This is a genomic window from Apilactobacillus kunkeei DSM 12361 = ATCC 700308 (assembly GCF_001281265.1).
Taxonomy (GTDB): Bacteria; Bacillota; Bacilli; order Lactobacillales; family Lactobacillaceae; genus Apilactobacillus; species Apilactobacillus kunkeei.
The window spans coordinates 88,827-100,593 of record NZ_JXDB01000007.1 but is presented as its reverse complement, the minus strand read 5'-3'; the positions used below and the strand labels follow the sequence as shown (position 1 = coordinate 100,593).

General features: G+C 34.1%; 11 protein-coding genes and 1 other RNA gene. 9 read left to right on the top strand and 3 right to left on the bottom strand.

All coding sequences use genetic code 11. The features are described 5' to 3' along the window. The first annotated feature begins 111 nt into the window (after positions 1–111). From RZ79_RS03325 to RZ79_RS03315, 3 genes are read left to right on the top strand one after another with little or no spacing between them, the layout of a single operon-like run. On the top strand, positions 112–2,820 hold the full coding sequence (locus RZ79_RS03325) for an exonuclease domain-containing protein (RefSeq protein ID WP_054449961.1): 2,709 nt from the start codon (positions 112–114) through the stop codon (positions 2,818–2,820). Positions 2,821–2,832: 12 nt separating this feature from the next. Next, complete coding sequence (locus RZ79_RS03320; RefSeq protein WP_053795412.1) at positions 2,833–3,336, top strand: cell wall elongation regulator TseB-like domain-containing protein; 504 nt, start codon at positions 2,833–2,835, stop codon at positions 3,334–3,336. A gap of 18 nt (positions 3,337–3,354) precedes the next feature. Next, the gene (locus tag RZ79_RS03315) at positions 3,355–4,089 is read left to right on the top strand and encodes a DnaD domain-containing protein (RefSeq protein WP_054449959.1); all 735 of its coding nucleotides are present in this window, start codon (positions 3,355–3,357) and stop codon (positions 4,087–4,089) included. Between the two features lie 57 nt (positions 4,090–4,146). Here RZ79_RS03315 and RZ79_RS03310 read toward each other — a convergent pair whose 3' ends face one another. Further along, entirely contained in the window at positions 4,147–6,465 is a 2,319-nt protein-coding gene (locus tag RZ79_RS03310; protein WP_054449957.1) for a PBP1A family penicillin-binding protein, read from the bottom strand. Between the two features lie 19 nt (positions 6,466–6,484). Next, the gene (gene recU, locus RZ79_RS03305) at positions 6,485–7,096 is read right to left on the bottom strand and encodes a Holliday junction resolvase RecU (protein WP_054449955.1); all 612 of its coding nucleotides are present in this window, start codon (positions 7,094–7,096) and stop codon (positions 6,485–6,487) included. Positions 7,097–7,197: 101 nt separating this feature from the next. On the opposite strand from recU, the gene RZ79_RS03300 reads away from it, so the two are divergent. The 5 genes from RZ79_RS03300 to RZ79_RS03285 all read left to right on the top strand — a co-directional run bounded on the left by RZ79_RS03300 (position 7,198) and on the right by RZ79_RS03285 (position 10,970). Beyond that, entirely contained in the window at positions 7,198–7,764 is a 567-nt protein-coding gene (locus tag RZ79_RS03300; protein WP_054449953.1) for an SLOG family protein, read from the top strand. A 69-nt stretch (positions 7,765–7,833) separates the two neighbouring features. Then, complete coding sequence (gene gpsB, locus RZ79_RS03295; protein ID WP_034531132.1) at positions 7,834–8,220, top strand: cell division regulator GpsB; 387 nt, start codon at positions 7,834–7,836, stop codon at positions 8,218–8,220. 18 nt (positions 8,221–8,238) lie between these two features. Further along, positions 8,239–8,614: RNase P RNA component class B (gene rnpB, locus RZ79_RS07155), an RNA gene on the top strand. Between the two features lie 85 nt (positions 8,615–8,699). After that, complete coding sequence (locus RZ79_RS03290; protein ID WP_054449952.1) at positions 8,700–9,833, top strand: THUMP domain-containing class I SAM-dependent RNA methyltransferase; 1,134 nt, start codon at positions 8,700–8,702, stop codon at positions 9,831–9,833. A gap of 12 nt (positions 9,834–9,845) precedes the next feature. Next, the gene (locus tag RZ79_RS03285) at positions 9,846–10,970 is read left to right on the top strand and encodes an NAD(P)/FAD-dependent oxidoreductase (RefSeq protein WP_054449950.1); all 1,125 of its coding nucleotides are present in this window, start codon (positions 9,846–9,848) and stop codon (positions 10,968–10,970) included. Here RZ79_RS03285 and RZ79_RS03280 read toward each other — a convergent pair. Next, positions 10,959–11,348 carry a ribonuclease HI family protein gene (locus tag RZ79_RS03280; RefSeq protein ID WP_054449949.1) on the bottom strand — a complete coding sequence of 130 codons (390 nt, stop codon included), beginning with the start codon at positions 11,346–11,348 and terminating at the stop codon, positions 10,959–10,961. The genes RZ79_RS03285 and RZ79_RS03280 overlap by 12 nt on opposite strands. Positions 11,349–11,379: 31 nt before the next feature. Between RZ79_RS03280 and RZ79_RS03275 the strand changes: the two genes are divergently transcribed. After that, positions 11,380–11,763 (top strand): EbsA family protein, encoded by a 384-nt coding sequence (locus RZ79_RS03275; RefSeq protein WP_054449948.1) that lies wholly within the window; start codon positions 11,380–11,382, stop codon positions 11,761–11,763. Positions 11,764–11,767: the final 4 nt, after the last annotated feature.

Below are 11,767 nucleotides of genomic sequence, written 5' to 3'. Positions count from 1 at the left end.
TAATAAAAATAACTTAAATATTTATATTTGTGTCCTGAAATAATAGATAAACACCTAATAAATGTAGTATTATTAAGTTAAGTATTTTTTGAAAGATTGGTGAACGAAATCATGAGTAATACCATTTTTTCAGTGGTGGACATTGAGACTACTGGTAGTAGTCAGTCCAACTATACTAATCGAATCATCCAATTTAGTTGTACTTTTGTTCAAAACAACAAGATTATTGGATCATTTAATTCATTTATTAATCCTGAAATTAGTATTCCAACTGAAATTACAAAATTAACTGGAATATCAAATCAAACAGTCGTTAATGCACCAACATTTGACGAAGTAGCAGATAAGATTTATCAGTTACTGGATAAGACAATCTTTGTTGCGCATAACGTCAATTTTGATTTCCCATTTTTAAATTTTGAATTTAAAAGGGTGAATCATAAAGAACTAACTAATAAAGCAATCGATACTGTTACATTGAGTCAATTGCTATTACCAACAGAACCTAGCTACAAACTTACTGATTTAAGTAAAAACCTAAACATTGTTCATGATCATCCACATTCATCAAGCAGTGACGCACTAGCAACTGCTAAAATCCTAATTATCCTGTTACACCAATTGGATAATTTACCAAAGAAGACCGTCAAACAGATTTTAGACATTAATCCATCCCTTCCGATGAATACTTTAATCATGTTTACGCGTGCTTATCATTTAAAACACAAAGATGATAATCCTAAGATTATGAACATTAAGAATCTAAAGGTTAGAAAAATTAAATATCATACTGATAGTGACTTCGTAAATTTGAAATATCCTAATAATAAACGTAAGAAATCAAAGATGTTTAAAGGGGTTACTCAGTTTAACAATACTGAAAATAAATTGATGAATTCGATTTATGGAAACTATCATTCAGCATCCGAAAGCAATAACCTATTGATTGAGGAAAATAGGGAATTTAACTATGACTTTAGTTATCTATTCCCACTTAGTTATTTACTTAAGAAGGATCAAAAGATTGTTATTGCCGGAGATGAAGATTTTAATTCAGAATCAGCCTTGGTCAATCAAGTGAAGAATATTAATAAAATTACTTCTGACCGTCTTAGATGTTTAATTGTTCGACCAGTAACTGACTATATCGATTTGGATAAGTTTTCAGATAGTTTAAATGTCGTTAGTAACTCTAAGAACACCGAATTTCTAAAATGTAAGATTTTGGTTTGGCTAACATTTACCAAAACTGGTGATATTAACGAGCTAAAACTGGACAAGGATAATAACCAAAACTACTTCTTAAACGTCGTTAGTGATGAACAAAACCGAGGATACTACATTATGAAGTTAGCTCATGATTACCAAAGCGCTAACGTGATTTTGGTATCTCATGATTATTTACTACAAAACGTGCAAAGATTGCACCAAAACAACCCATACTTAGTGATTAAAGATTCTAGAAGGTTAAGTGATAATGCACTAGATAACTATCGAATTCAATTCAAGTTAAGTGAAAACAAGATTATCTGTAATCACATCACTAACTTGATGTATCAAACTCATAACAGAAACGTATTTGACATCTTTAGTAAAGCTAAAAAGCTATCTGGCATGGCTAAGAAAATTGAAAACTTATTAGCCAAGAACACCGATCAGTTTGAAACAATTAAGGATGACTTTCTGAATGCTTTTTATTCCAAGAGTAAGCTTAATAGAACTGTTGATGGATACATCGTTAAACCGGATGTTGAAAGATTTAATACATTTGTCTTGAACAAGAAATCATTATTTAATTCAATCTCTAGAAACCAACAAACCATTTTGGACATTGTTGACGACATGAAGAGATCAATTAATCATTTTAACGGTCACGACAAAGCCATCTTATATGCGTTCTTCGATAAGTTAGAGGAATATTGTTCATTTATCGAAAATAACCTAGTCCGTTTGTTTAAACTAAACAAACTAGGTAAACAGCTGGTCTTTGCTTTTAGTGTTAATGAAGATAAGGATGTTGAAAATGGATTATTGTATGGTGGATTAGTTAGAAATGAGAACATTCTACCAAACGAACTATATAAGTACTTCAAGGGAATTATTTTCTTGGATAGTGCTATTTATTCTTCAAAACGTTCACAATATTTCTACGATAAATTGGAGTTAAAACGTCAAAATACAAGAATGATTAAGTTTGAAGATGAAAATGATTTAAATGGACAAGTTAATTTGATTCTAGATGAAGCCTTGCAAATTCCGATGCCACTTGAAAAAGTGATGAAGTATAATAATGGGAATTCATTTATTCTTACTCGTTCCAAACAACGAGTAAAAGAAATTGCTAAGTCCTTGTATGAATCAGATGTAAATGAACACAACGTCATCTTAAGTCAGGATTTCAGCGGAAACGACGATAAAATCGTTAAGAAGATTGTGGCTGATTCACAGAACATAATTGTTGGAAATAACGATTTATTAAAATCGTTACGCAACAAGAACAAACCAATCAATACATTAATCATCGATTCAATGGCTATCGATTCTTTTGATGATATCTACTTACAAGCGCAATATGATTTAATCAACAATGAGCACGGTAACCCAAATGATGGATTGTCCATCCCATTAAGCATCCTAAATATTAAAGATGCGATTAAAGATGTGATAGAATTATCTGGTTCAAAGGGATTAATTTATCTAAGAGATAAGGAAGTCATTGAAGGACCATATGGTAGTAATTTAATTGACTTAATTCCGAGTCATATCAAGCCGCAACTACTTGATAAAAGAAAGATTATCGAAAAACTAAAAAAGGTGTAAGGGAGTCAGAAGATGAACGTTTCGTTTTTAAAGAAGATTAACTATTTCAGAATTTTTAAATGGTTAATCGGAATCATTATCGTTTTAATTTTAATAATCATGGGTCTGTTTCTATGGGCTAGACAACCACTTTCATCTGCTAAGCATCAAGCGACTACATTGGCAGAAAAGAAGGTTGGTATTAAATCAGTCGATCACTTCTACATGTCTGATTTAAATAGGACTTATTACACTATTGAAGGACCTAATAAAGACAACCAAAAACAATACGTAATAATTGAAAAGAAGACTGGTAGCATTAACGTTGCCAACGTCAAAGATGGAATTTCCGCAAATGAAGCTAAAAGTGTCGCTAACCAAAAACAAAGAATTGCGAAGTTGATTAGTGTTGCTCCAACAATTTTTAACGAAAAAACTGCCTGGGCAGTTAGTTACTTTAATTCTAAGAATGAATTAAACTATGCTGTCATCGACTTTAAGTCAGGTAAAGTGCTAAGATTTATAGCTAACGTATAGATAAAGGGGTATGTTTTAATGGATAAATTTGCAAAGACGATACTTCAATCAGGTCAAACTACCATTTCTAATTATCTATTAAAGAATTATCCTAAATTAGGAATGACTAGTGACCAACTGGTGATTTATCTTCAAATTAAAAGAAACATCGATATAGGTAATTATTTCCCTGATATCAAAGAGATTACAAATGCGACTGGTTTTTCAAACGCAAAGGCTTACCAAGTATTGCATGAATTAGTAGAGAAAAAGTTAATGAGAATTAAGACACTATCAAATGCAAAGGGCCAAGCCTTTGACGTCTATGATTTCTCTTTAATGTACGAAAAGTTATCAGAATTAGACCAAGAAACTTCAGAAGAGGAAATTTCAAACGAAGTTGTTGAAGGTAACATGGCTTCCAATGAGATTACAGAATCTGATCGTAAAAAGGTATTTAATTCCATCGAATCAGAATTTGGTCGACCATTATCACCAATTGAAATTGAAACTATTAATCAATGGATTAATGATGACGAGTATGACCCTCAAATGATCAAATTGGCACTTAGAGAGTCTGTTTTAAATCAGGTATACAGCTTGAAGTATATGGATAGAATTCTAGTCAACTGGGAAAAAGCCAATATCAAGACGCCAGCTGATGTTGAACGTAATCGTCGCAACCATGAACAAAAGTTTAACAAGAGCGCTAAATTTAGTGATAAAGCAACACAAAATAAACCAGATATTCCTTTATTTAAAATTGATAAATAAGAATGCAAATAAAAAAGCACCTAGAATTTTTCTAGGTGCTTTTTTCGTAGCTATAAATTAATGGTTGTTGTTATTGCCATTGTTGTTATTTTGTTGATTATTGTTATTGGCATTATTTGTGTTATTACCATTATTATTGTTCTGGTTCTGGTTATTTTGTTGATCCTTGTTTGAATCATTATTGTTGTTACCATTTGAACCAGCACTCTTCTTAGCTTCGTTTTTATCCTTTTGGGAATCCTTGTCGTCATCATCATCTGATGATTTGTTTGACTTGGTATCCTTGGTTTGTTTCTTGGTACTATCTAGTACTGATGAAAGTGATCCACCAGCATAACCGGTTGTCTTATCACCTTGAATAGAGGAGTAACCGTCTTTGTAGTACTCAGTTTGACCACCAGACTTAACAGCAGTTACGTTGCTTGGTTTTACCCAATCGCTATTAGTTTGGTTTTGAGAAATGTATTGCATTTCGTACTTGTAAATTCGTTGAGCGATATCAGTTTGAGCAGCCGTTATATAATTACCGGTTTGATATGGGTGATCATATCCAGTCCAAACAGATAAGGCATAGTTTTGAGTGTAACCAGTGAACCATGAATCCATTGCTGCATATGCAGGTAGGTAACCGTTGTAAGTGTTGTCAGGGTATTGAGTAGTACCGGTCTTACCAGCTTGATATAAACCAGGAATGTAAGCTGCAGTACCAGAACCATTTGATTGGTTCATAACACCTTTTAGCATTGATGTCATCATGAATGCAGTAGCAGGACTCATTACTTGAGAACCTTCAGAACTGAAGTCATGTGATTCGTTATCTGGAGTAACAACCTTACTAATTAAGTAGGGTTTGTGGTATACACCATTGTTAGCGAATGCTGAGTAAGCGGCAGCTTCTTGTTCAGTTGAGATGTATAAACCAATACCATTTTGTAGTGATAATGGATCACTGAATGACATACCTAATGAACTTAAGAAGTCGGTTGCCTTACTTACACCAACGTTTTCAAGAGTTCTAATGGCAGGGATATTTCTTGATTCAACCAATGCCTTGTGCATTGAAATTGTGCCTTCATATCTACCATCAAAATCCTTTAGAGTTGTGCTAGTACCAGCATAAGTGTAAGGAGTATCGTGAACTAATTGATAAGTAGGGTAGTTTAAGTATTCAATTGCTGGACCGTAATCCATTAATGGTTTTGCAGTAGAACCACTTGATCTATCAGTTTGTACGGCTCTATTTAAACCTAATTGAATATCTGTCTTTCTATTACCAATCATTGCGTTAACGGCACCAGTTTTTGGATTTACTAATGTTGCACCAACTTGCATGGTGTTGTTAGGGAATCCAACGGATGCATCGTTGTTAGCTAAATCATAAAGTTTCTTTTGTGCAGATAAGTCTAAGTTAGTGTAAACCTTCAAACCAGACTGAGTATTGTAACCCTTGGCTTTAAGTTCTTGAATAACTTGTTTTAGATATGAATCAATATATTTTTCTTTAACAGATTCGAATGAACTGTTCTTAGGATTCTTAACTAAACCAGACTTGATACTTGTCTTCTTAGCATCAGCTGCTTGTTTTTGAGTGATAGCACCATATGATGCCATTGCGTTCAATACTTCGTTTCTTCTTTCTTTTGCATATTGAGGATATACATAAGGGTTGTAGTAACTTGGTGATTGAGGCATACCAGCCAGTAAAGCAGTTTGTGCAATGGAAAGCTTACTTAATGATTTACCGAAGTAGTATTCAGAAGCGGTTTCCATACCGTATACGTTGTTACCCATGTATACCTTATTAATGTAGAATTCTAGAATTTGTTGTTTTGAATATGTTCGTTCAATCTTAAGTGCTAACCATGCTTCTTGAGCTTTTCTCTTGAAAGTTCTATCAGAAGCAGCAGTAGAGAACACTGACAACTTAACTAATTGTTGAGTTAGTGTAGAACCACCTTGAAGATTTAAAGAACCAGAAGTTATGTTTGATAATGAAGCTCCCATAATTCTGATTGGGTCAACACCATGATGCTTGTAGAAACGACGGTCTTCGATTGAGACAATCGCATTCTTTAGTTGGCTAGGAATCTTGTCAGACTTGATATAATCTCGATCTTGAACCCCTAATCGTGAAATAACATGCCCAGATTTGTCATAAATCTTGGTTGAGTTATCACTTGATAGTGATTGATAACTAATTTCAGGTGCACTAGAAGCGTAAATCATGAAGACGATACTTCCTAGTACGATTAGCAATGAAATAAATCCTAATCCACCTACAATGACCTTTTTGATCCATGTAGCGTGTTTAGACGATTTATGTTGCTTTTGGTTTCTTTGGACACGGCTGCCCAAGTTAGGATTGTTTTGAGACATTACTATTCTCCTTTACGGTCTATACTAATTCATCCACGGCATCCAAATAAGGTATCGTGGGATTTAATGAATAATTAATTTTATAACCAAGTTCTTCAATTATATCCTTTTTTATGGATTTTTTTCCACCATTATTTTGTTTATCCCAAAAATAAAAGAGGTCGGAAGCCTTGAATAAATACACTTCATCTAACGCTACGAATTTAATAATCGCGAAACAAATTCCACCATTATCAACACATTGCCTCATATGTTCTACCTGATGTTCATGGAAGTTAGATAGGGGAAACGATGTTTTATTTTTGGTTTCCTTGGCATCGAAGTCTATGTATCTTCCTTTATATACACCATTATAATCGGTGGTAGATGCCTTACGAAAATATGCTTCCTTAATCGTAGCAGCACTTCTTTTAGGATAATCAACTTTAACGATTTGAACAGGGGTTGGTTTTTTGTGTATTACGGCAATATCTTTACTTAAATAATACTCATTGCTTCGATTCAATTCTTCTTCAAGAGTCATTCCACGACCACCATGTAATGTTGGCTTTACGTATCTACTCTTGGGTGATGAATTCTTTTTATCCAAGCCGGTATTATAAGCCTTACCATTTGGATAACGGATAGCCATGTGTACCACCTTTCAAAAAATAATAAATTATTACTGTAAGTTTATTAATGATATTATACCATTAGTACTAAAAAGTTAATAATAAGGTAGGGGGTGTTAATATCTCAAGACTTTGGGTAACTGGATATCGAAGTTATGAACTAGGCGTGTTTGGCGATAAGGATCCAAAAGAATTAGTTATCAAAAATGTGATAGAAAATAATTTAAAACAATCAATTGAAGATGGAGTCGATTGGATAATAACAGGTGGTCAAATGGGAGTCGAACAATGGACAGTTGAAGTAGCAGACCAGTTAAAAGAGGAATATCCAGATGAATTTCAAATTTCTATGATGCTACCATTCAAGGAATTTGGTAACCAATGGAACGAACAAAATCAAATGAAATTATCACAAAGTATTAATAAAGTAGACTTCTCTGCCAGTGTTTCTAATGATCCATATAAATCACCATTGCAGTTGAGAGCATATCATGATTTTATGCTCAACCACACGGATAGAGCGCTACTAATCTATGATGTTGACAATCCTGGCAAAACACAATATGATTATGAGCAGATTAAAAGATTTTCAGAAATACATGACTATGATTATCATTTAATTGATTTTGACGAACTACAAGAAGCCGCGAATGAGTACCAAAATAATTTAAATAATTTTGAGGAATAAATTGAAAATGTTTAAATTTCTGGTACAATAATACTTGTTCGTGATTATTTATGATATGAGGTGTGAATAATGAACAATATACAATTTACCCCTAAGGACATCTTAGAAAAGACTTTTTCTCAAAAGATGAGAGGGTACGATCCAAATGAAGTAGATACTTTCTTGGACGGTATTATCAAGGACTACCAAGCATTCGATAATCGAATCAATAGTCTAGAAAATGAAAACAATCAACTAAGAATGGAAGTACAAAGATTAAAGCAATCTGCTGGTACTGTTACACCAGAACCAAGTGTTTCTCCATCTGGTTATTTCAATGATTCAAATTCAGCACCATCAAATCATGATACTTTAGGTAGAACACGTATTGAAAATGAACTTCTAAAACGTGTATCTAACCTAGAACAACGTGTATTTGGTTCTACTGAAGGACCAAGTAGCATCGACAGATATTAATCGTTAATAACTGGTGTATGTTCTGAGTAATCGCGGTCAACTTATGTTGGCTGAGGAAAGTCCACTCTCGCACAAGCTGCGATGCTTGTAGTGTTCGTGCTCGGTGAAAAAATAAGCCGGGGGACTACAATTTGTAGTAATGGCGAAGAAACGAGCTAAGGTTTTGCTATGCTTTAGTACTTCTGAAAGTGCCACAGTGACGATACAGTATCGGAAACGATACTGGTGGAACGCGGTAAACCCCGCGAGCGGGAAACCCAAACTTTGGTAGGGGAGCTTCACACACGGAAATTGAACCAAGTGTGGGGGAGAAATTTATTTCTCAGATAGATGATTACTACTTTATATTTAAAGGCCTGACTTAAATATAAAGCACAAAACATGGCTTACAGGAATGTACACCATTCAGGAAAAGGGTGGAAGTTTTCTTCCTCCCTTTTTTTATTGAAAATAAATAATTCATAAAAAGGATGAATTAAATGAAAACTTTTAAATTAATGGCCACTTGTGCCGCCGGAATTGAAGCTTTAGTTGGTAGAGAACTTCGTGATTTAGGTTATGAAGTTCAAGTCGAAAACGGAAGAGTTAGATTCGAAGGAACAATTGAAGACATTATCAATACTAACCTTTGGCTAAGAACCGCCGATCGTGTCGAAATTATTGTTGGTGAATTCGAAGCTAAGACTTTTGAAGATTTATTCCAAAATGTTAAAGCACTTCCTTGGGACGAATTGTTACCAATGGATGCTCAATTTCCAATGAATGGACGTTCACACAACTCTGCATTACACAGTGTTCCAGACGTTCAAGCAATCGCTAAAAAGGCGGTAGTAAATAAGTTAAACGAAACATACCACCGTCGTACAAGACTTCCAGAAACCGGTCAACTTTACAAGCTTGAAACTAGAATTAATAAAGACCATGTTATGGTTACCCTAGATACAACTGGTGAAAGTTTATTCAAACGTGGTTACCGTGTTGCCAAAGGTCCAGCACCAATCAAAGAAAATATGGCTGCAGCATTAATCATGTTAACTAGTTGGTACCCAGACATGCCTTTCTTAGATCCAATGTGTGGATCTGGAACTATTCCAATCGAAGCAGCAATGATTGCAAGAAACATTGCTCCTGGTTTTAACCGTGAATTTTCATGTGAAAAATGGGATTGGGTAGATGAGGATGTTGTTGAAGACATTAGAAACAAAGCTGATGAAAAAGCTGACTACGACAAGGAATTAGACATCATGGCATCTGATGTAGATGGAAACATGATTGATATTGCTAAAGTTAATGCTCAAGAAGTTGGATTACTTCATGATATTCAATTTAAGCAATTGTCTGTTTTAGACTTCAAGACTGACAAGATTAATGGTGTGGTTGTTTCAAACCCACCATATGGTGAGCGTTTAAGTGATAAACAAGAAGTTCGTAAGCTATACAAGGGCTTAGGACGCGTATTTAAACCAATGACTAGTTGGTCTAAGTACTTCCTTACATCAGATTTAGAATTTGATAAGTTCTACGGACAAGCTCCAACTAAGACTCGTAAACTGTACAACGGTTACTTAAGAACCGATTATTTCCAATTCTGGGGTAAAAAGATTAGAAAATAAAGGGTGTATATATTGACCAAGAAAATAGCTATTATTGGTGGCGGAATTGTCGGATCAACTGCTGCTTATTTCTTAAGCCAACTAGATTCTGGTAATGATTTTGAAGTAACCATGTTTGATGATGGTAACGGTCAAGCAACAAAAGCAGCTGCAGGTATCATCTCACCATGGTTATCAAAGAGAAGAAACAAAAAATGGTATAACTTAGCCCGTGATGGGGCAACATTGTTAAAACAAATATCTAAGGAATCAAAAATGCCTGAGAGTATTTATAACCAATGTGGGACCATTATTACGCGTGAAGATTCTGAAAAACTAAAGGAACTTTATCAATTAGCTGAAGAACGTCGTGATGAGACCGATACAATTGGTGAAATCAAAGAATTAACTGCAGACGAAGTGATGAGATTCGTTCCGATTATCGATAATTCCTATCCTGGTGTATTCGTGTCAGGTGGTGCTAGATTGAATGGTGATAAATACGCCAGTCATTTGACCAAGATTGCTAAAAACAAGAATTTAACAATAATCAAACAACCTGTATCAATTAATAAAGATGGTAATGTCGAATTAGACGGACACTTCCTAGAATTTGATAATATCATCTTAGCAACTGGTGCTTGGACAAAGGATATACTAAGACAACTTCCTTTAGATGTTGATGTTAGACCACAAAAGGGACAATTAATTGAGTTATCTACCACTCAAATTCTTGGTGCTAACGTCGATATGCCAGTTGTAATGCCTGAAGGTGAATCAGATTTCATCCCATTAGGTAATGGACGCTTAATTGTGGGAGCTAGTCATGAAAATGATAAGGGATTCGATTTATCTGCTGATTCGGATATTATTGATGCACTATTGAACAGTGCACACAGCATGTCTAATCAAATTAATGCTGAAAACCTAATTAGAGTAAAAATTGGAACTAGAGCATATACCTCAGATTTCGCTCCATTCTTTGGACGCATCCCCGGATATGAAAAAATCCTAGTCGGCAGTGGACTAGGATCATCTGGTTTAACAACTGGACCTTTAGTAGGTAAGATTTTAGCAGAAATTATTGCTGATAAAGTAGATTACGATATCGATGAATATCGCAAGCCAATTGAAAATTATATTAAATTAGTAAAATAAGTGAAGGGCCTGTGTCGCAAGATTATGGGCACCTTCATTTTTTGTATCTGGAATCCAATTATTAATTACCATGCTGTACTTGGACTGTTCTTCTAGAATTTGATCAACATATTCTTGATAGTGTTTAGCATATTGTTTTTCTAAACTTTCATGAACAATTTTACTGTCTGTATAATAAACAATGATTGAGTCCTTATTGGTTAATGGTGAAATCGCCTTAAAGCCGAGTAGGCAAGCTTCGAACTCTGCTTCATGATTGTCTTTTGAATTTAATTTAAGTTTTTTTTGGTATTGTTCACTATCATGAACAATTAAAATTCCACAAGAACTGTTCCCAGAATTGTTCATTGTGGCCGCATCAGTGTATAATTTAAACATAATCTAATTCTCCAAAGGAAGGTTTTACTTAATGATAACCCAAAAACGAACTTTTTTATACCAGCCAGAACCTTTGTATACCGTAATTACTTGGGCATGGACTTTTGCTCTTTTATTTATTGGAATTATTTTCTGGCTTGAAGTAACAGTGATTCAATGGATTACAATCTTTTTCTTTTTAGTATTCTTCTTATTTGCGATTTTTCAAATTATTTTTAGAAGAATTACCATTGAAGATGATAAAATAACAGTAAGTAAGCTAATGAATCCAAAATGGTTGGAAGCAAATATTAGCGATATTGATAACGTTCGTTTCTCTAAGCATACTGCTGACATCGAAGTTAACAAAAAGCACTATAGATTGCTATTGCCTGTCAATTCAATAATTGAGCTAAGCAACTTACTTAAAAAATAAATTA

Bases quoted from the DNA above. Each gene is read 5' to 3' on its own strand.
- RZ79_RS03315 (WP_054449959.1), top strand. From the start codon at position 3,355: ATGGATAAATTTGCAAAGACGATACTTCAATCAGGTCAAACTACCATT.
- gpsB (WP_034531132.1), top strand. From the start codon at position 7,834: ATGAACAATATACAATTTACCCCTAAGGACATCTTAGAAAAGACTTTT.
- recU (WP_054449955.1), bottom strand. From the start codon at position 7,096: ATGGCTATCCGTTATCCAAATGGTAAGGCTTATAATACCGGCTTGGAT.
- RZ79_RS03325 (WP_054449961.1), top strand. From the start codon at position 112: ATGAGTAATACCATTTTTTCAGTGGTGGACATTGAGACTACTGGTAGT.
- RZ79_RS03310 (WP_054449957.1), bottom strand. From the start codon at position 6,465: ATGTCTCAAAACAATCCTAACTTGGGCAGCCGTGTCCAAAGAAACCAA.
- RZ79_RS03280 (WP_054449949.1), bottom strand. From the start codon at position 11,348: ATGTTTAAATTATACACTGATGCGGCCACAATGAACAATTCTGGGAAC.
- RZ79_RS03320 (WP_053795412.1), top strand. From the start codon at position 2,833: ATGAACGTTTCGTTTTTAAAGAAGATTAACTATTTCAGAATTTTTAAA.
- RZ79_RS03275 (WP_054449948.1), top strand. From the start codon at position 11,380: ATGATAACCCAAAAACGAACTTTTTTATACCAGCCAGAACCTTTGTAT.
- RZ79_RS03290 (WP_054449952.1), top strand. From the start codon at position 8,700: ATGAAAACTTTTAAATTAATGGCCACTTGTGCCGCCGGAATTGAAGCT.